This window comes from Pseudonocardia sp. N23 (assembly GCF_002583555.1).
Classification (GTDB): domain Bacteria; phylum Actinomycetota; class Actinomycetes; order Mycobacteriales; family Pseudonocardiaceae; genus Pseudonocardia.
Map to the genome: position 1 here is coordinate 221,774 of NZ_BEGX01000004.1, position 18,891 is coordinate 240,664.

At 73.1% G+C, this 18,891-nt stretch carries 16 protein-coding genes; 3 read left to right on the top strand and 13 right to left on the bottom strand.

The annotated features are described in order from the left end of the window. The 8 genes from TOK_RS02905 to TOK_RS02940 all read right to left on the bottom strand — a co-directional run bounded on the left by TOK_RS02905 (position 1) and on the right by TOK_RS02940 (position 8,558). On the bottom strand, positions 1 to 1,110 hold the full coding sequence (locus TOK_RS02905; RefSeq protein WP_098956270.1) for an acyl-CoA dehydrogenase family protein: 1,110 nt from the start codon (positions 1,108 to 1,110) through the stop codon (positions 1 to 3). A gap of 15 nt (positions 1,111 to 1,125) precedes the next feature. Continuing rightward, positions 1,126 to 2,304: an acyl-CoA dehydrogenase family protein gene (locus TOK_RS02910; RefSeq protein WP_172457372.1), complete on the bottom strand. Its 1,179-nt coding sequence runs from the start codon at positions 2,302 to 2,304 to the stop codon at positions 1,126 to 1,128. Then, on the bottom strand, positions 2,304 to 3,206 hold the full coding sequence (locus TOK_RS02915) for an enoyl-CoA hydratase-related protein (RefSeq protein ID WP_253258140.1): 903 nt from the start codon (positions 3,204 to 3,206) through the stop codon (positions 2,304 to 2,306). Before TOK_RS02915 ends, TOK_RS02910 begins: the two co-directional genes overlap by 1 nt. Continuing rightward, on the bottom strand, positions 3,203 to 4,924 hold the full coding sequence (locus tag TOK_RS02920; RefSeq protein ID WP_098956196.1) for a class I adenylate-forming enzyme family protein: 1,722 nt from the start codon (positions 4,922 to 4,924) through the stop codon (positions 3,203 to 3,205). Before TOK_RS02920 ends, TOK_RS02915 begins: the two co-directional genes overlap by 4 nt. 115 nt (positions 4,925 to 5,039) lie before the next feature. Next, the gene (locus tag TOK_RS02925) at positions 5,040 to 5,801 is read right to left on the bottom strand and encodes a crotonase/enoyl-CoA hydratase family protein (RefSeq protein ID WP_098956197.1); all 762 of its coding nucleotides are present in this window, start codon (positions 5,799 to 5,801) and stop codon (positions 5,040 to 5,042) included. Then, positions 5,798 to 7,006 carry a CaiB/BaiF CoA-transferase family protein gene (locus tag TOK_RS02930; RefSeq protein ID WP_253258141.1) on the bottom strand — a complete coding sequence of 403 codons (1,209 nt, stop codon included), beginning with the start codon at positions 7,004 to 7,006 and terminating at the stop codon, positions 5,798 to 5,800. The genes TOK_RS02925 and TOK_RS02930 overlap by 4 nt, the downstream gene beginning before the upstream one ends. Continuing rightward, positions 7,003 to 7,395, bottom strand: a complete 393-nt coding sequence (locus TOK_RS02935; RefSeq protein WP_098956198.1) for a Zn-ribbon domain-containing OB-fold protein — start codon at positions 7,393 to 7,395, stop codon at positions 7,003 to 7,005. Before TOK_RS02935 ends, TOK_RS02930 begins: the two co-directional genes overlap by 4 nt. Continuing rightward, on the bottom strand, positions 7,392 to 8,558 hold the full coding sequence (locus TOK_RS02940; protein ID WP_098956199.1) for a sterol carrier protein: 1,167 nt from the start codon (positions 8,556 to 8,558) through the stop codon (positions 7,392 to 7,394). Before TOK_RS02940 ends, TOK_RS02935 begins: the two co-directional genes overlap by 4 nt. Positions 8,559 to 8,639: 81 nt before the next feature. Here TOK_RS02940 and TOK_RS02945 point away from each other — a divergent pair, with 81 nt between their 5' ends. Then, positions 8,640 to 9,878, top strand: coding sequence for a CaiB/BaiF CoA-transferase family protein (locus TOK_RS02945; protein WP_098956200.1), 1,239 nt, complete (start codon positions 8,640 to 8,642; stop codon positions 9,876 to 9,878). Position 9,879: 1 nt separating this feature from the next. On the opposite strand, the gene TOK_RS02950 is transcribed toward TOK_RS02945, so the two are convergent. The 5 genes from TOK_RS02950 to TOK_RS02970 form a co-directional block, all read right to left on the bottom strand. Next, complete coding sequence (locus tag TOK_RS02950; protein WP_098956201.1) at positions 9,880 to 11,067, bottom strand: CaiB/BaiF CoA-transferase family protein; 1,188 nt, start codon at positions 11,065 to 11,067, stop codon at positions 9,880 to 9,882. Further along, positions 11,064 to 12,206, bottom strand: coding sequence for an ABC transporter ATP-binding protein (locus tag TOK_RS02955; RefSeq protein WP_098956202.1), 1,143 nt, complete (start codon positions 12,204 to 12,206; stop codon positions 11,064 to 11,066). Before TOK_RS02955 ends, TOK_RS02950 begins: the two co-directional genes overlap by 4 nt. A 12-nt stretch (positions 12,207 to 12,218) precedes the next feature. Next, the gene (locus tag TOK_RS02960) at positions 12,219 to 13,934 is read right to left on the bottom strand and encodes an iron ABC transporter permease (RefSeq protein ID WP_098956203.1); all 1,716 of its coding nucleotides are present in this window, start codon (positions 13,932 to 13,934) and stop codon (positions 12,219 to 12,221) included. 77 nt (positions 13,935 to 14,011) lie between these two features. Beyond that, positions 14,012 to 15,124 (bottom strand): ABC transporter substrate-binding protein, encoded by a 1,113-nt coding sequence (locus tag TOK_RS02965; RefSeq protein WP_172457373.1) that lies wholly within the window; start codon positions 15,122 to 15,124, stop codon positions 14,012 to 14,014. 232 nt (positions 15,125 to 15,356) lie between these two features. Then, on the bottom strand, positions 15,357 to 16,391 hold the full coding sequence (locus tag TOK_RS02970; RefSeq protein ID WP_098956205.1) for an enoyl-CoA hydratase/isomerase family protein: 1,035 nt from the start codon (positions 16,389 to 16,391) through the stop codon (positions 15,357 to 15,359). Between the two features lie 26 nt (positions 16,392 to 16,417). On the opposite strand from TOK_RS02970, the gene TOK_RS02975 reads away from it, so the two are divergent. Both TOK_RS02975 and TOK_RS02980 read left to right on the top strand, forming a co-directional pair. After that, positions 16,418 to 17,557, top strand: coding sequence for a CoA transferase (locus TOK_RS02975; protein ID WP_098956206.1), 1,140 nt, complete (start codon positions 16,418 to 16,420; stop codon positions 17,555 to 17,557). Beyond that, positions 17,545 to 18,858 carry an amidohydrolase family protein gene (locus TOK_RS02980; protein ID WP_098956207.1) on the top strand — a complete coding sequence of 438 codons (1,314 nt, stop codon included), beginning with the start codon at positions 17,545 to 17,547 and terminating at the stop codon, positions 18,856 to 18,858. The genes TOK_RS02975 and TOK_RS02980 overlap by 13 nt, the downstream gene beginning before the upstream one ends. The last annotated feature ends 33 nt before the right edge of the window (positions 18,859 to 18,891 follow it).

Here is an 18,891-nt window from a genome sequence, read left to right on the forward strand (position 1 = left end):
TCAGACCCCGATCGCCCGGCCGACGAGGTCACGATGGTGGCCCGGGGTACCGAGGAGGAACTCGCTGCTCCTGGCCCGTTTGTAGTACAGCTGCGCCGGGTGCTCCCAGGTGAAGCCGATACCGCCGTGCAGCTGGATCGCCGTCGCGGCCGCGCGCGTGAACGTGTCCGAGCAGACCGCCTTCGCGACCGACGCGGCCAACTCGAACTCCGGGTCGCCCTGGGCCGCCGCGCGCGCGGCGTCCTGGGCGGCGGACCGGGCCGACTCGAGGGCGACGAGCACGTCGGCCAGCTTGTGCTTCACGGCCTGGAAGGACCCGATGGGCCGGCCGAACTGGTGGCGGACCTTCGCGTACTCGACCGTCATCTCCAGGACCCGTTGCGCCCCACCGACCTGCTCCGCGGCCAGCGCCACCGCGGCGAGGCGCAGTGCCCGCCGCAGCCCGTCCCACGCCTGGCCGCTGCTCCCTACGAGCAGCGCAGGCACCCGGTCGAGGACGACACGCGAGAGCGGGCGGGTCAGGTCCAGGGTCAGCTCGACCTCGACGGTGCAGCCCGGGTCCCGCGGCTCGACCGCGAACAGCGACAGGCCGTCCGCCGTGTGCGCGGCGACCAGCAGCAGGTCGGCGACGTGCGCGGCCGGGACGAAGCGTTTCGCCCCGGTCAGGGTCCAGCCTGCCCCGTCGGGCTCGGCCCGCATCCGGACGGCGGTGTCGTCCCAGCCGCCGTCCTCCTCGCCCAGCGCGAGCGTCGCGATCAGCTCACCGCCCGCGATCGCGGGCAGCCAGCGCTTGCACGCGTCCTCGTCGCCGCTGTGCTGCAGGACGTTCGTGGCGAGGGCGACGGTGGCGAAGAAGGGCGACGGCAGCAGCGCCCTGCCCATCTCCTCGAACACCACGCACAGCTCCTCGTAGCCGAACCCGGAGCCGCCGTGGGCCTCCGGGACCGCCATCCCCTGCAGGCCGAGCTGGTCGGCCATCACCGCCCAGAGGTCCCGGTCGTAGCCGGTGGCGTCCTCGATCAGCCTGCGGACGTCGGCCTCCGTCGACCGCCGTTCGAGGAGGGTGCGGACCACGCGGCGGAGGTCGTCGCGGTCGTCGTTGCTGCTCATCGTGTTGTCCATGGCTCAGCCCCGCGGGATCCGGGAGAAGGGGAGGTCCTTGTCGACGCGTGGTTCCGGCGGCAGGCCGAGCACCCGGTCGGCCAGGATCGTGCGCATGATCTCCGACGTGCCACCCTCGATCGACTGGGCCCGCGAGCGCAGGAACCGGCGGCGCAGATCGGCGTCGCCCTGGCCGGCCAGGGACTTCTCGGTGTAGGCGGCCGGCTCGTAGGAGTCGTAGAGCAGGCTCTCGTCGCCGAGCAGGTCCAGGCAGAGCTCCAGGGCGTCCTGGTTCAGCTCGGCGTGGACGAGCTTGCCGATCGAGCCCTCGGGACCAGGGACGCCGGCCGTCCGCGTCGCCGCCGCGCGCACGGTGTTGAGGCGTTGCACCCGGCCCCGGATCCACATGCCGATCATCCGTGTCCGCAGCTCGGGATCGCGCTCGCGGCGCCGGTACAGGTCCAGCGCGAGCTCCACCGGACCCGCCTCGTCGCGCTCGCGGTTGAACACGACGCGCTCCTCCATGAGCGTCGTCATGGCCACCTTCCAGCCCGCCGACACCGCACCGATGCGCGCGGTGTCGGGGACGCGCACGTCGGTCAGGTAGACCTCGTTGAACTCGGCCTCGCCCGTCATCTGCCGCAACGGCCGGATGTCGACCCCGGGCGCCCGCATGTCGAGCAGGAAGTAGGTCAGGCCCTGGTGCTTGGGCAGCTCCGGATCGGTGCGGACGATCAGCATCCCGACGTCGGAGATCGTCGCCATCGAGCTCCACACCTTCTGCCCGTTGACGATCCAGTCGTCGCCGTCGCGGACGGCGCGGGTGGTCAGGCCCGCCAGGTCCGAGCCGGCGCCGGGCTCGGAGAACAGCTGACACCAGCGCTCGTCCCCGACGAACAGCGGCCGCAGGTAGCGCTCCTGCTGGGCGCGGTCCCCCCAGGCGACGACGGTCGGGGCACCCATCGCGTAGCCGAGCCGGTTGGTCGCGGGGCCGTCGGGGGCACCGGCCTCGGCGAGGCGCCGCACCACCTCCCGCTGCAGCTGCGGCGCGACGTCCAGGCCGCCCAGGCCGACCGGGAAGTGCACCCAGGCCAGGCCGGCCTCGAACTGGGCGGCAAGGAACTCCCGGCGCGCGGTCGTCGCGGGCGGGTGGTCGCGCAGCAGCTGCTCGATCGCGGCCCGGACGACGTCGACGTCGGACATCAGACGAACCCCTCGGCCCGGAAGGCGCCGTCGCGCCAGTCGAGGGCGGCCTGCAGCCCGCCCTCGTCGAGCCGTTCGCGGAACCCCCGGGCGCCGGGCCGGAAGTTGCCGCTGAAGGAGTGCCACGACCAGGACTGGTCGAAGTGCGTCTTCATGCCCTGGATCTCGTAGGCCTGGTTGACCGAGTGCTTGTTCGCGGCCAGCAGCCCCGGGGCGATCGACGAGATCGCCCGCAGCTCGCGCTGCGTCTGCGCCTCCAGCTCGTCGGCTGGGAAGGACTTCACGACCCAGCCCATCCGGGCCGCCTCCGCGCCGGTGACCGAGTTGCCGGTCAGCTGCAGGTACTTGGCGTGCGCCATGGTCATCTTCCAGGGGAAGAACGGCACGTCCGGGCTGGTCATCGCCCGCATGGGCGGGTAGCCGATCCTGGCGTCGTCGGCGACGAAGGCGATGTCGCACATGGACATGAGCTCGGTGCCGCCGGCGACGCAGTGCCCGTGCACCATGGCGACGACGGGCTTGAGCAGGTCCCAGATCGTGTACCAGTCCCGCACGCAGCTGCGCGCCCACTGGTCGGTCCAGCCGTCGAACTCCGCCGCGTCGACCCAGCGCTCGGGCCGGACGCCGTCGTCCTGGTAGTAGCTCGCGTTCTGCCTGCCACTGGTCTTCGGGCCGGTCGAGAGGTCGTACCCGGCGCTGAACGACGGCCCGGCCGCGCGGATGAGCACGACCGCCACGTCGTCGTCGGCCTCGGCGGAGCGCAGGGCGTGGATGATCTCGCGGCGCATCAGGTAGCTGAGCCGGTTGCGCTTGTCCGGGACGTTCAGGGTGACCGTGGCCACCCGGTCCGCGACCGCGTAGAGGATCTCCTCGTAGGTGGGTGTGGTTTCTGTGGTGGTCACGAGGGTTCCGATCTGCTCAGAGGGCCGGCATGGTCGACGAGGCCGCGGAGCTCCCGTTTGAGCACCTTGCCCGCGGCGTTGCGCGGCAACGGGTCCGGGCCGATGAGGAAGCGGGTCGGGATCTTGAAGGGCGCGAGGCGCAGCCCGGCGTGGGCCCGCAGGTCCTCGGCGGTGACCACTGCCCCGGGCCGCAGCTGCACGACCGCGGCGACCTCCTCGCCGAGCCGGTGGTGCGGTACGCCGACGACGGAGACGTCCTCGACCGCCGGATGGTCGGCGAGACGTTCCTCGACCTCGGCGCAGTAGACGTTCTCGCCGCCCCGGATCACGACGTCCTTGATCCGGTCGACGATGTGGACGAAGCCGTCGGCGTCCCTGCGGACCAGGTCGCCGGTGCGGAACCAGCCGTCGGCGGTGAACGCCGCGGTCTCCTGGTTCCAGTAGCCGCGAGCGACGTTCGGTCCGCGGAACCAGGCCTCGCCGACCTCGTCGGTGCCGACGTCCACCCCGTCCGCCCCGACCACCCTGACCTGCGAGGTCGGGAAGGCCCGGCCCACCGACAGGGGGCGGGCGAAGTAGTCGCGCGACCCGATCATCATCATGGCGCCGGTGGTCTCGGTGAGCCCGTACCCGGTACCGGTGCCGGTCCGGCCGTCGAACAGGCTCCCGATCCGGCCCACCAGTGCGGCGGTCGACTGCGCGCCGCCCGTCGCGAGGGTGCGCAGCGACGGCAACCGGGTGCCGGTGCGTTCGATCTCGTCCATCAGCTGCCGAGCGACGGGCGGGACCGCGGTGAGCGAGTCGACCTCCTCGCGCGCGATCAGCTCGACGGCCCGGCGTGCGTCCCAGCGGTACATCAGGACCAGGTGCAGCCCGGTGACCGCGGCCGAGACGACCCGGGGCAGGTAGGCGACGTGGAACAGCGGGCCGGTGACCAGCATCGTCGGCCGCTCCGGGGGCGGCGGTACCTCGTCACCGCGGGCTTGGGCCAGCTCGGACTCGACCACGGCGTGCACGCGCATGTTCATCAACGTCGTGAGGTGGGCGCGGTGGGTGGCGACGGCGCCCTTGGGCCGACCGCTGGTGCCGGAGGTGTAGAGGATCGTGGCGTCGTCGTCCGGATCGATGGGGACGGTGGCCGGGTCGAACCGGCGGTGCTCTCCCGCGAGGACGGCGGCCCACTCGTCGTCGCCGCGGACGACCTCGCCCGGGCGGACCTCGACCACCGCCCGCAGCGCGGGCAGCTCGCCGCGGCGGGCCTGGACGGCCTCGGTGCGTTCCCGGTCCGCGACGAGGACCCGGGCCCCGCAGTCGGCGAGCGCGTCGACCAGCTCCGGGCCGGTCCACCACGCGTTGAGCGGGACGCAGACGGCACCGACGCTCACCGCCGCCGCGAACGCCGCGATCCACTCCGGATGGTTGCGCATCGCGACGGCGACCCGGTCGCCCTTGCCGATCCCGTACCGGTCGACGAGGAGCGTGGTGAACCGGTCCACCGTGTCCTGGTGCTGCGCCCAGGTGCGGTGCTCGTCCTCGTAGGTGAGGGCTAGCCGGTCGCCCCAGTGGCCGCCCCCTGCCATGACCTCACGGAGATTGGTCGGAGCGTGCACGTACACGGGCTGCTCGACGCGGCCGATGCGGGCCCGGCGGAGTGCGAACTCACCGTCCCCGCTGGTCAGCCGGTCGATGATCGCGGCGCGACGTTCGGTCTCGTTCACTCGCCGACTCCTCCGCGGCCCACCGGCCGGCGCATCGGTGCGCGTGGCGAGCCGCCCTCGTTCACCGACGACGCTACTTTCAGGATACCATTACGTCAATACTGGATCCCATTTACTACCGAGCGCTCCACCTCGGATCCCGCTTCTCGAGGAAGGCGCGGGCCCCCTCGGAAGCGTCCGCCGAGGTGCGCACCCGGTGCGCCGGCCCTGCCTGCGCGGCGAAACCCGCCGCATCGGCCGACCAGCCCGCCGTCAACACCTGCTTCGTCGCCGCGACGGCGAGCGGGCCGTTGGCGGCGATGCGGGCGGCGAGCTCCCGTGCGGTGGCCAGCGCCGTGCCGTCCGCGACGAGCCGGTTCACCATGCCGAAGCGATGCGCGTCGGCGGCGGTGAACCGGTCGCCGAGCAGCGCGATCTCCATCGCCTGGTGGTGCGGGACCCGGCCCGGGAGCCGCAACAGGCCACCGCCGGCGGCGATGAGCCCGCGCCTCACCTCCGGCAGCCCGAACACCGCGGACTCCGCCGCGACCACGAGGTCGCACGCCAGCGCGATCTCCATACCGCCGCCGAGCGCCGGTCCTTCGACGGCCGCGATCAGCGGTGTGTCCGGCGGCCGCTCGACCAGCCCGGCGAAACCGCGGCCCTCGACGCTCGGGCGCTCGCCCGCGCCGAACGCCTTGAGGTCCATCCCGGCACAGAACCAGCCGCCCGCGCCGGTGATGATCCCGGCCCGTAGTCCCGGATCGGCGTCGAGGCGGTCCATGGCCGCGGCCACACCCTCGGCGACCGCGCGGTTCACCGCGTTGCGGACCTCCGGGCGGTTGATCGTCACCACGAGGACGCCGTCGTCGTCCTCCACCTTGACCGCGCCGGTCATGACCGCACCGCCCCCAACACCTCGTCGGTGTGCTCGCCGAGCCGTGGTGTCGGGGCCACGCCGGCCGGTGTGAAGCCCCGATAGCGGGCCGGGGTGCGGATGGCCAGCTCCGCCCGGTCGCCCTCCCCCACGGTGACCGCCAGCTCCGCCTCGGCGAAGGCCGCCGAGCCGATCACCGACCCCCAGGTGCGGACGGGTGAGGCCATCACACCCGCCGCCGTCAGGATCTCCACCCAGTCGGCCACGGTGCGCGCGGCCAGGGTCTCCTCGAGGGCCGCGGCCAGGTCGGCGGGATGGCGGGAGCGTTCGAGCTGGTCGGCGAACCGTGGGTCCTCGCGCAGGTCCGGGCGCCCGAGGGCGTCGGCGAGCAGGTTCCAGTGCTTCGGCACGTACGCGAAGAGCATCAGCCACCCGTCGGCGGCCCGGAAGGGGCCGGACGGCGCGACGGCCATCGACGCCCGCCCCGTCTCGGTGAGGTGGGTGTGCTCGGGCGCGGTGTGGAGCTGGCGGGTGATGTGGGGTGCCTGCATGCTGACCGCGACGTCATAGAGGGCGACCTCGACGACGTCGCCCTCGCCGTGGCGCTCACGGGCGAGCAGCGCGGCCAGGACAGCCTGTGCGAGCACGTGCCCGCTGCAGGCGTCGACCACCGTCGGTGCTGGGAGCAGCGGGGCACCGTCGGGCCGGGACAGACCCGTGAGCAGGCCGGACTCGGCCTGGATCAGTGCGTCGATCCCGGGCCGGAGATGCTGGTCACCGGCCCCGGAGAAGGCCGACAGGGACGCGTGGACGAGCCGGGGGTTGCGGCGGCGCAGCACGTCGGCACCCAGTCCGAGCCGGTCGAGGACGCCCGGCCGGAATCCCTGCACGAAGACGTCCGCGGTGTCGGCGAGCGCGAGCAGCCGCGCGACGTCCTCGTCGTTCCGCAGGTCGAGGACCACCGATTTCTTGCCGCGGTGGTGCGGCAGGAAGTAGGGCCGCAGGTCCTCCTGGCCGGGGATCGTCGAGCGGATGTTGCGGCCCGCCTCGCCGGTGGGTGGTTCGATCTTCACCACCTCCGCGCCGAGGTCGACGAGCACCTGGCAGGCGAGCGGTCCGGCCACGTTGGACGTCAGGTCGAGGACCCGCATCCCGGCCATCGGCCGCCGATCGGTCACATCTGCGGTCACGGCTGCGGTCACGGCTGCGGTCACGGCTGCGGTCACGGTCCCTCCAGGACACCGATGGGGTACGACGCGCCCTCGGCCGGGTGCGCGAAGGCGATGCGGACGGGCGACCCGGCTACGGGCTCGTCCGTGCCGGTGAGCCGGACCTGCAGCCACGGCCCTTCGACCAGCTCGACGATCGCGGTCCGGAACGCCACGGCGTCGGCGAAGTCCGGGTGGGGCGCGGTGTGCACGACGGCCCAGGTCACGAGGGTTGCGCGGGCTGTCGAGGCTGCCCACTCCAGTGGACCGCAGCAGGTCGTGACGTCCGGTGCGTGCCACTCACGGCACCCGGTGCAGCGCGGGAGGAGCAGCTCGTCGCGGGCGGCGGCGGTGAAGAAGGGCGCGGTCGCGGCGTCGGCCTCGATGGGCGGTCCCGGGGTGGTCATCGTCGGGCCTCCCGGCGGTGCGGGGAGAGGATCACGGTCGAGTGGTGGTCGAGGATGCCGCCGTTGCCGCTGACCATGACCACGTCACGCTTCGGGACCTGCCGCTCACCGGCGTCCCCGCGGGCCTGCATCACGGCCTCGGTCAGCGGCGTCATTCCCCACAGGTAGTAGCCCGACAGCTGGCCGCCCCCGGTGTTGACCGGCAACGAGCCGCCCGGTGCGGTGTGGCCGGCGGCGACGAACGGGCCACCCTCGCCCTTGGCGCAGAAGCCGTAGTCCTCGAGCGTGACGACGACGGTGTAGGTGTAGCAGTCGTAGAGCTCGACGACGTCGACGTCCCCGGTCCGGACACCGGCCATCCGCAGCGCGTCCGCGCCGGACCGCGCGGCGCCCGTCGTGAGACCGAAGTCCGATCCGCACCGGGCCGGGTACCCGGGGTGGCCCTGCCCGAGCCCGAGCACGTGCACCGGTGGCCGGGCGAGGTCGGCTGCCCGGTCCCCGCGGGTGACGACGACGGCGGCGCCGCCGTTGGACACCAGGCAGCAGTCGAGCAGGTGCAGCGGTTCCGCGATCCACCGTGACGCCTGGTGCTCGTCCAGGGTGAGCGGTCGGCGCATCTCCGCGAGGGGGTTGAGCGCGGCCCACCGCCGCTGCGCGACGGCGACCGCTCCGAGCTGCTCGCTCGTGGTGCCGTAGGTCTGCATGTGCCGGCGCGCGGCGAGGGCGTACTGGACGGTGGGGTTGCCGCCCGCGACGGTGCGCAGGGCGGGCGCACCGGTGAGCGCGTACCGGCGACGGCCGGCGTAGGCGGCGCCGGAGGACTCCCCCGCGCGGCGCGGGGCGTCGGCGAAGACGCAGGCGACGACGTCGGCGAGGCCGTGGGTCACGGCCGTGGCGGCGTGGGCGAGCATCGCCCCCGCGGTGGCCCCGAACGCCTGCATCTCGCTGAGCAGCCGGAGGTCACGCAGACCCAGGCGACGCTGCAGGGAGACGTCGACATCACGGGTCGTGCCGGAGCTGACCAGCAGCCCGTCGACGTCGCCGAGGGTGAGCCCGGCGTCGGCGACCGCCCGACGGACGGCGTCCGCGGCGAAGTCGGGTGCGCTGCGGCCGTAGACCCGGCCGACGTCGGTGATCCCGAGGCCGACGATCGCGGCGTCCATGCGAGGACCTCCTCGTCTCCGGTTGCACGGTGAATTGCATCCAATCTAGACGATCCTGCATCCTTTCGATAGCGTGGCGGGGTGCCGGCCACGGGAGACCACATGACTCAGGACCTGCCGTTCACCGGGGTGGTGGTGGTCGACCTGAGCCAGGGCATCGCCGGCCCCATGGCCACGATGATGCTCGCGCAGTACGGCGCCACCGTGATCAAGGTGGAGCCGCCGGGCGGGGACTGGCTGCGTGCGCCCGCGCAGGTGCCCGGCGGGAACACCGGGGTCACCGTCTCGGGGAACATGGGCAAGCGCAGCATCTGCGTCGACCTCAAGTCGGAGCGGGGCGCGGAGGTCCTGAGGCGGCTGGTCGCGGGCGCGCAGGTGTTCGTCGAGTCGTACCGTCCGGGTGTCATCGGGCGGCTCGGCTTCTCCTACGACGCCGTGACCGCGCTCAACCCCGAGATCGTCTACGCCTCGGTGTCCGGTTTCGGGCAGGACGGGCCGCACGCCCAGCGACCGGCCATGGACCCCGTCCTGCAGGCGTACGCCGGGCTGATGACCGAGCACGGGACCTTCCTCGACGGACCGCACAGGCTGATCACGATCCCCGTCGACCTCACCGCGGCGCTGTTCACCTTCTCGGCCCTGTCGGTCGCCCTGTACGACAAGCGGACGTCCGGCAGGGGCACCTACCTCGACCTCACCCTGCTGCAGGCCGCCGCATGGCTGGACCTGCACGCCCTGCACGAGCGGCTGCTGCACGGGGGGCGGCTCGCCCCCCAGCCCACGATCTACGGCAACTACCGCACGGCCGACGGCACGATGTTCGTGGCGGCCCTCAACGACACCGAGTGGGCGCGCTTCCGCGCCGCCCTCGGCGACGACGAGCGCCTGGTGGCCGACCGGTTCCGCCCGTACAGCGCACTGCGCGCCCCCGAGCCACACACCGGCGCCTCCGCCGAGCTGCGTGCCCTCGTTGCCGAGCTCCTGCTCGGCAGGACGACCGCCACGTGGGTCGAGACGTTCAACTCGCACCGGATCATGTGCGCCCCGATCAACGACTCGCTGACCTTCATGCGAGAGCCGCACGTCGAGCAGCTCGGTCTGTTCGCGCAGCTGACCCAGCCCGGTATCGACTCCCCCGTGCCGATCCCGGCGCTGGCCGGTCTGCCCATCCGGGAGGGCACCCCGCGTGCCGTCGCGCCGCTCGCCGGCGCCGACACCGCAGCCCTGCTCGCCGAGTACGGCTACACCGCCGAGGAGATCGCCACGCTCGTGGACACCGGCGCCGTGTCGACCTCCACCGAGCCGGTCGCGGCCGAGTAGCTCACGGCGCGTGCACGACGCCCGCGGCGTGGAGCCGCTCGATCTCCGCTGTCGTGAGCCCCGCCGATCCGAGCAGCTCACGGGCGCCCTCCCCCAGCGCGGGCGTACGGGCCACACGGGTCGCGTCCGCCGCGACGAGCCGCAGCGGTGCCGCGGGGGCCTCGACGACCGAGCCGTCGGGATGGCGCAACGGCACCACCCCGCCGCGTTCCCGCACGTGCGGCAGCCGCAGGCTCTCGGCGACGGTGAGCACCGGTGACACGCAGACGTCCTCGTCCCCGAAATGCGCCAGCCACTCGTCGCGGGTCCGGGTCGCGAGCACCTCGGCGACGGTGGCGCGCAACCGGTCCTGCCGGCCGCGGTCGTGCTGGGCACCCCCGTCGTCGATCCCGGTGAGCGTGCAGAAGCGCCGCCAGAAGCGTTCCTCGAGCGCGGCCACCGCGAGCAGCTCGCCGTCCGCGCAGGCGTAGACCGCGTAGCAGGCGAGCTCGCCGCCGAGCATGCTCGTCCGCGCGCTCACGTCGATGTCGAGCATCAACGCCTGTGCCTGCGCGACGACCAGCGCGAACATGGCTCCGTCGAACAGCGACGACTCGGCGACCAGGCCGCTGCGTGTCCGGCCTGCCTGCAGCACCCCGCTCACCGCGGCGAGCGCGGCGAGGCTCGCGGCGAGCCAGTCCGCGACCTGGACCGGTGCGGGCGCCGGCACCTCGTGCCGCGACATCGAGAGCACGCCGGCCGTGGCGGCGAAGTTGAGGTCGTGGCCCGCGGTCGCCGACAGCGGCCCGCCCGATCCGTAGCCGGGCAGGGTGACGTAGGTCAGCGCCGGGTGGACCTCCTGCAGCGCCCCGGCACCGATCCCGAGCCGGTCCGCCACCCCGGACCGCATCCCCTCGACGACCACGTCGGCCGTCCCCGCCACCGCGAGGAGGACGTCTCTGCCCTCCGGGCGGCGCAGGTTCACCGGAAGGCTCTTCTTGCCCCGGTCGAACACGAGGTGGTTGACACCGACCCCCCGCACGCACGGCTCCATGGTGCGGGCGTTGTCGCTGCCGTCGACGGGCTCGACCTTCCAGACGTCGGCGCCCAGCTCGGCCAGCAGCCACGTCGTGATGCACCCGACGCCGATCCACGACAGGTCCAGCACCCGGACGCCGGCGAGCGGGCCGGCCGCGTCCGTCGCGGTCATGACACCAGTGAGGGCCGGGCGCCGTACGACTCGACGAGCCGCCCCGCGTCGTCGTGCTCGTAGAGCAGCGCCGTCGAGTGCCGGAAGACCGCCTCCACCCGGTCCCCTGCACCGAACGGCCAGGTCCGGGTCCGGGCGGAGGCGGTGATCCGGGCGTCACCGACCTGCACCACCCAGTCGCTGCTCTCGCCGCTGTAGACGACGTCGGTGACCACGCCCGGGACCCGGCCGACGTCCGGATCCGTCGGACCCGAGCCGGGCACCGCGAGGGACACGTCGGTCGAACGCAGGTACAGGTCGAACCGGTCACCGGGCAGCTCGCCCGCGGCCGGCAGGCCGATCCGGACGTCGCCGCCGCCGACCACCCAGCTGCCGTCCGGATCCCGGGCGAGCTCGAGCCGGTTGCCGATCCCGAGGAACCGGGCGACGTAGGCGCTGGCCGGCCGGGAGAACAGGCTCGCCGGGTCGGCCAGCTGCTCCACCCTGCCCTCCTTCAGGACGGCGACGACGGTGCCGAGCTGCATCGCCTCGGTCTGGTCGTGGGTGACGTAGAGCCCGGTGAACCCGATGCTGCGGTGCAGGTCCCGCAGCTGGGCCCGCAGCTGGGCCCGCAGCCGGTAGTCCAGGTTCGACAGCGGCTCGTCGAAGAGCAGCAGTCCCGGGCGGGCGACGAGCGCACGGGCCAGCGCGACCCGCTGTTGCTGCCCGCCGCTGATGGCCGAGGGGATCCGGGCCGCCAGCGCCTCGCACTCGACCAGCGCCAGTGCCTCGCGGGCCTGCATGCTCCGCTCCTGCCGGCCGGTGCCGCGCACCCGCAACGGGTACGCGACGTTCTGCTCGACCGTCATGTGCGGCCACAGCGCGTAGTTCTGGAAGACCATCCCGATGCCCCGCTTGTGCGTCGGAACCTGGGTACGGCCGCCGCGGCCGAACATCGGCGTACCACCGATCTCGATCGTCCCGCTGTCGGGCGTCTCGAGCCCGGCGACGCAGCGCAGCAGCGTTGTCTTCCCGCAGCCGCTCGGGCCCAGCAGCACGACGAGCTGGCCCTCGGCGACGTTCAGGCTCAGGTCGTCCACCGCCCGCACACCACCCGAGTCGAACAACTTGGTGAGCCGGTCGATCCGTACTTCGCTCATGTCGTCGTACTCCTAGATCTTGTCGACGGTGTTGCCACCTGCAATGACCCACGAGATCGCGATGCCGACGAGCGTCACCGCGAGCATCAGCAGGGAGAGGACGGCGACGTCGGGCGCGGAGCCGTTGATCGTCTCGTCGTAGAGCAGTGAGCCGATCACGCGCCGGGTCGGCGAGGTCACCATCAGCGAGACGGTGAACTCGTGGGCGACGATGATCGTGACGAGGGCCGCGGACACCCCCAGGCCGCTGCGGATCAGCGGGAAGCTGATCCGCCGGGCCGTCCCCAGCGAGCCGGCACCGGAGATCCGGGACGCCTCCGCGTACTCCGGGCCGATGGCCGTGAGCGCGGAGAGCTGCGGCCGGATGGCGAAGGGGATCGTCAGCGTCACGTAGGCGACGACCACCATGGCCGTCGTGCCGTAGAGCCGGAAGGGCGCCTCGGAGTAGGTGAACAGGAAGGCGAACCCCAGCAGGGACACCGGCATGCAGAGGGCGATGCTGCTGAGGATGTCGACGATCAGCCGGACCGAACCGGGAACGCGGGTGCGGCGCAGGAGCGCGACCGACACCAGGTAGCTCAACGGCAGGACGATCACGAGGGTGATCAGCAGGGCGTACAGCGTCGTCGTGATGGCCCCGACGGTGTTGCGGTCGCTCCACACCGACACCCAGTTGTCCAGGGTGAACGTCGACGGGCTGATCCGTCCGGACCAGAAGGGGGACAACGAGACCGAGACGAGCGCGCCCAGCGGCAGGATCACGGCGACGACCAGGTAGCCGACGATGGGGACGAGCGCCCACCGCGAGGTCGTGAGCCCGACCTGGCGGGACCTCGCCGACACCGAGACGTAGCGGCGCTCGTCGCGCAGCGCCCGGCGCTGGACGAGGATCACGACGAGCCCGACGAGCAGCAGTGGCACCGCGAGCGCGCCGCCCACCGAGTAGTCGACCGGGTAGTCCGCCGAGACCTTGTAGACGGCTGTGCTCACGACGTCGATCCGGTCCGGTGTGCCCAGCAGGAGTGGAACCGTGAACTGCCCCAACGCCAGCAGCAGCACGATGGCCGTGGAGTACACGAGCGCGGGGCGCATCATCGGCAGCGTGACCGTGAGGAACGTGCGTCCCGGCGAGGCGCCGCACGCCGCGGCCGCCGCCTCCAGCTCCGCGCCGCGCTGACGGAGGCTCGCGCTCACGAACATGAAGACGAAGGAGGTCAGGATGATGCCGGTCAGCAGGATGATGCCGGCCATGGAGTAGACGTCGAGCGGCCCGCTGTCGCCCGAGCCGATCCCCCACTCCCGCAGGTACCGGTTGATGATCCCGGTCCGTGGCGAGAGCAGGTAGGACCATCCCTGGACGCTCGCGACCGACGGCATCAGCAGCGGCACGATCGGCAGCAGTGACATCCACTTGTACAGCCGCCGGGGCACGCGGGTCAGGCACCATGCGAGCCCCGTGCCGGACACGACGGCGACCGCTGTCGACCCGGCCGCGATGATCACGGTGTCGAGGTAGATCCGGCCGAGGCCGGGGATGGCGACCATCCTGCCCAGGGCGCCCGGCAGGTCGTCGACCACCCGCGCCTGCAGCTTGACCAGGGGCCACAGGATCAGTGCCGCCATCGCCAGGGCGAGCAGGGCCCACTGCCGGCCGGCGGTCCTGGGCGACGACCGGGTGGGCCTGTCCGCCGGCCCGGGCTTGGCGGTGCGTTCCTGCAACTTCGTCACGATTCGGTCCTCACTGGGTCACGCGGGGTGGGCGCGGGCCGCCGGCGTGCCGTGTGTCGACGGCACGCCGGGACCGGTCAGCCCAGCCGCAGCTTCGACTTCCAGAGGTCGGTCACCCAGGTCTTCTGCTCGGGTGTGAGGACCCCGTCGACGACGGTGGCGCCCGTCGGGATCGACCGCATCGTCGAGGGGACGCTCCCCAGTGCGGGGAGTTCGAGCGGCGTCAGGAGCGAACCACTGCCGTTGAGGGCGATCTGGCCGCCCGGCGACAGCAACCAGTTCTGGAAGACCTGAGCGGCGTTCGGGTTCTTCGCCCACCCCACGACCGCAGCGGTCACCGGCGTCGAGATGACCGGCTCGAGGGTCACGAACTTGATCGGTGCACCCTTGGCGGCCAACGCGTCGATCGTGCCCTTGACGTTGTACGCACCGACGGCGACCTCGCCGGACGCGAGGTCCGTGGCGAGTGTCGCGGGCACCGTGTAGAGGCGGGGCTGGAGATCCGCGAGCCGGCCGACCGCGGAATCGCCTCCCATCTCCTTCGCCGCGTAGAACCACCATTGCTCGGCCGCGGGCGCCCCGGTCCCGGGGACGATCCCGAGTGCGCCCTTGAACTGCGGCTGCAGCAGGTCCTTGTAGGTCGTCACGGGCGGGTTGCCGAGCTTCGCCAGCTGCTCGGTGTTGACACCGGCCCCCAGCGGGGTCGCTGCGACCAGGACGTACCTCCCGTCGCCGTAGACGTACCGGCTGCCGCCCCAGTACTTCCCGAGGGCCGGGCCGGTGGGCGCGACCAGGGAGTTCAGGTTCGCGTCGAGCCAGGGCTTGGTGGAGACGGTGATGACGTCGGCACCGACCACCCCGCCGCCCTTCTCGGCGTCGAGCTTGGTGGTGAGCTCACCCGACGCGTACTTGGACACGACCAGTTTGATGCCCGGATAAGCCTTGGCCCACGCGGCCTCGAACGCGGCGTTGACGCCGTCGGAGTTGCTGTAGAGGACGACCTGGCCCTCCTTGTTCGCCGCGTCCACGACGGTCTGCCAGGCCGGCCCGCCACCCTCACCGGGGTCGGCCACAGAACCGCCGGCATCCGCCGGGGCACCACCCGAGCCGCACCCGGCGGTGAACACCATCGCGCCGGCGGTGAGGACCGCCAGAGCGACCGACCTGCACTTTCGGGAAAAGAACTTCATCGCCGCCTCCTCCTCCTGACTCGGGCACGGACGGCTGCGTCGAAGCAGGCAGCATGCGGGGCCGCACGTCCGTCGAGATGTCGTGCTCATCGGTCGACGCGCGAGCGTCTGCGTGCATCGGCCCCTGCACGGTGGCCAGGAGCGTAAAGTCAGGATACCGTTGTGTCAATATTGGATCCGACTCACGGTGGATAGTTCGAAGGCGTCCACGACCGGCACCAGCCGGGATCCGTCAGACCGGTCCCGGGGCACACCTCTCGTCGACGGCATCGACGAGACCCCAGTCGCGGGCCACCGCTGCCGGCAACGACACACCGGACAGAGCGAGGTACAACGTCCTGTGACGACCGATCCGGCGCGGGATCGACACCGTCCCACCGGCACCCGGGATCAGCCCCATCGCGACCTCCGGCAGACGCAGCATCGTGTCCGGCGCCGCGACAACCCGCCCCGCGAACGCCGGGAGCTCGATCCCGGCACCGACACAAGCACCGTGGAGCCGGGCCTCGACCCGGTCGGCCAGGGCGTGCAACGGGCGAGCGGCGCCTGCGCGGGTCCGGACCAGGTGCGCGGTGACGAGGTCCGGGGTGGTGCCGAACTCGGCCAGGTCGCCGCCGGCACAGAACGCCGGTCCCGCCCCCGCGAGCACGACACGCTCGACCGAGGGGTCCAGCAGGGCGAGATCGAGCGCGTCGACGAGGGCGTCACGCAGCAGCCGGCCGTACGCGTTGCGCCGCTCGGGACGGTTCAAGGTCACCCGCAGCTCGCCGCCGACACGCTCCACACGGACCGGCTCGTCGACGTCCGGAGGAGCGGTCCGTCCGCCCCGGCGATCGAGCCATTCCCGGAACTCCACGCCGCCGAGCAGGGCCGAGTAGGCGAACGACTCCGCGTCGAGCGCCGCGTGCACCGGCAGGCCACCGGACCAACGGAGCAGGCCGGCCAGCACGCCGGCGGCCCGCGGCGCCGCCGCGACGGCCTCGCCGAGTGCCTCCAGCGCCGCCTCCGGGTCGGGGACCACGACCGTCGCGGTACCGGCGGCGCGTGGGACGAGCGTGAGATCGAGCTCGGCGACGAGCCCTTCCCACCCCGGCGCCACGGGTCCGACGCCGACGAGGATCCGATCGTCGCTGCGCGGGCCGACCGCCGTCACCGGGCCGCGCAGGTCGACCCCGAGCAACGGGTCGACGACGGCGAGCACGTCGGCACCGCGGGGGTCGGACTCTGCGCCGAGATCTGCCGGGCGCACGATCGGGACACGGGTCATGGCCGCCGTAACCTATCCTCCGCGACGTGCAGGAACGTGACGCCACGTCGGACTGGCTCGCGTCCGGGGTGGTGGCGCTGACCGGGCACCCCCGCGGACCGGAACTCGTCCCGCCGGGTCGGGCCGCGTCCGTGGCACGCGAGCTCGGCGAGATGTTCGACGTCGACGGCGCCGCGCTGCTCGGCGAGCGTGCCGCGCTGACCGGACGACACCGCGCAGGTCGGGTCTCGGTCGGCGGTGCCTGTCGCCTTCTTCCTCTCGCGTCCGGGTGGGCGGCGCTCTCCTGCCCACGTGCCGACGACATCATCCTGCTCGGGGCCCTGGTCGAGGAGTCCCTGCCGGTCACCGACCCGTGGCCCCGTGCCGCTGCGGCCGCCGCGGCCATGGAGCCGGACACCTTCGACGAGCGGGCGGCCCTGCTCGGACTCCCGGCCGGGTCGATCCGTCCGGTTCCGGCCGCCGCACCCGCCGTCGTGGGGCGCCCGCGCGACGTCACCGGCCGGCTCGTCGTGTCCTTCGGTGCGCTGTGGGCGGCCCCGCTCTGTGCACAGCTCCTCGCCGGTCGGGGAGCACGGATCGTGACCGTCGAGACCCCGGCGCGGCCCGACGGTGCCCGCCAGGGCGAACCGCGGTTCCACGCCCTGCTGCACGCACGTGACCGCGCTGTTCGCCTCGACCCCGACACCGATCGCGACGCCCTGCACGCGCTGGTCCGCGCCGCGGACGTGGTCATCGAGGCCTCGCGACCCCGGGCGCTGCGCGCGTGGGGTCTCGACGCCGACACGGAGGTGGCCCGCGGGGCGACCTGGGTCTCCATCACGGCCGCGGGCCGCACCTCGAACAGGGTGGGGTTCGGGGACGACGTCGCGGCGTCGGCCGGGCTCGTCGCCCTCGACGCCGACGGCCTGCCCGTGTTCGTCGGCGACGCGATCGCCGACCCGCTCACCGGTCTCACCGCCGCGGCCCTGGCCCTGACCGCCCCCGGCCGGCTGCACGACGTCGCGATGAGTCGCGTCGTCGCCGCGACGCTCGACGGGTCCCCCGGCGGGCCGGCCGCAGGGCCGGTCGCCCCGCCCCGCGCCCGGCCCGTCCCCGGACCCGCCCCGGCGCCGGGCACCGACACCGCGGCGGTCATGGCCGAGCTGGGTGTCCCGTGGCCCTCCTGATCACCGACGCCGAGATCGACGGCCGGCGGCGTGACCTGTGGGTGGACGACGGCAGGATCGTGGCGCAGGGCACCGCGACCGACGTGATCGACGCCCGCGGCGGCGCGCTCCTGCCCGGGTTCGTCGACCATCATCTGCACCTGCACGCCCTCGCGGCTGCGCGCCGCTCGGTACACGCGGGCCGCAGCCGCGAGGACCTCGCCGCCGCGCTGCGTCACGCCACACCGGACCCGACCGGCTGGATCCGCGTCGTCGGCAGCGACGACGACGTCCTCGACGCCGCCACCCTCGACCGGTTCCGTGCCGACGTCCCGGTCCGTGTGCAGCACCGCAGCGGAGCGATGTGGGTCCTCAACACCGCCGCACTGACGCGCATCGGCCCGTGCGACCATCCCGGCGTCGACCGCGACCCCCACGGCGACCCCACCGGCCGGCTCCTCCGCGCCGACGACTGGCTCCGCGACCGGCTGCCCCGCGCCGGGCCTCCCGACCTGCACGACCTCGGCCGCGAGCTCGCCGGGTACGGCATCACCGCGGTCACGGACGCCACACCCGACCTCGACGCCCGCGCCGCCGCATCGCTCGCCACCGTCCCCCAACGCCTGACGTTGCTCGGCGTGCCGCTCGGCGCAGGGGCGCCGCCCGGAACGACGGTCGGGCCGTACAAGATCGCCCTCGCGGACCACGACCTGCCCACCCCCGACGCCCTCGCCGAGCGGATCCGTGAGGCGCACACGGCCGGACGGCCCGTGGCCGTGCACTCCGTCACCCGGGAGTCGCTGGTCCTGCTGCTGGTCGCGTTCGACACCGCCGGCCGGATGCCCGGAGACCGCGTCGAGCACGCCGCGCTCGTACCGACCGAGCTCATCCCCCCGCTGGCCGGTCTGGCCGTGGTCACCCAACCCGGTTTCCTGGCCGACCGCGGCGACCTGTTCCGGCGCGAGGTCCCCGCCGACGAGCACTCCGACCTCTACCGCTGTCGCAGCCTGCGTGCCGCGGGCGTTGCCGTCGCCCTCTCCTCCGACGCCCCGTACGGCCCGGTCGATCCCTGGGTAGTCCTCCGCGCGGCGAGTACCCGCCGCACCATCGACGGCACAACGCTCGGCCCGGCAGAAGTCCTCACACCCCGGGACGCGCTGCACGCGCTCCAGGCGCCGACACCCGGTGCGCGACCGAGGGTGCTGCGACCCGGCGACGCCGCCGACCTCGTGTTGCTGCACGTCCCTCTGGACGAGGCACTCCGGCAACCCGACCGGGACCTCGTCCGAACGACCTTCATCGGCGGCCGACGACTCACCTGACGGCCGTCGCGCGACAGCGATCCCGCCACGCCG

Coding starts and splice junctions, on each gene's coding strand:
- TOK_RS02905 (WP_098956270.1), bottom strand. CDS start 1,110: ATGAGCAGCAACGACGACCGCGACGACCTCCGCCGCGTGGTCCGCACC.
- TOK_RS02910 (WP_172457372.1), bottom strand. CDS start 2,304: ATGTCCGACGTCGACGTCGTCCGGGCCGCGATCGAGCAGCTGCTGCGC.
- TOK_RS02925 (WP_098956197.1), bottom strand. CDS start 5,801: ATGACCGGCGCGGTCAAGGTGGAGGACGACGACGGCGTCCTCGTGGTG.
- TOK_RS02935 (WP_098956198.1), bottom strand. CDS start 7,395: ATGACCACCCCGGGACCGCCCATCGAGGCCGACGCCGCGACCGCGCCC.
- TOK_RS02940 (WP_098956199.1), bottom strand. CDS start 8,558: ATGGACGCCGCGATCGTCGGCCTCGGGATCACCGACGTCGGCCGGGTC.
- TOK_RS02950 (WP_098956201.1), bottom strand. CDS start 11,067: ATGACCGCGACGGACGCGGCCGGCCCGCTCGCCGGCGTCCGGGTGCTG.
- TOK_RS02955 (WP_098956202.1), bottom strand. CDS start 12,206: ATGAGCGAAGTACGGATCGACCGGCTCACCAAGTTGTTCGACTCGGGT.
- TOK_RS02965 (WP_172457373.1), bottom strand. CDS start 15,124: ATGAAGTTCTTTTCCCGAAAGTGCAGGTCGGTCGCTCTGGCGGTCCTC.
- TOK_RS02970 (WP_098956205.1), bottom strand. CDS start 16,391: ATGACCCGTGTCCCGATCGTGCGCCCGGCAGATCTCGGCGCAGAGTCC.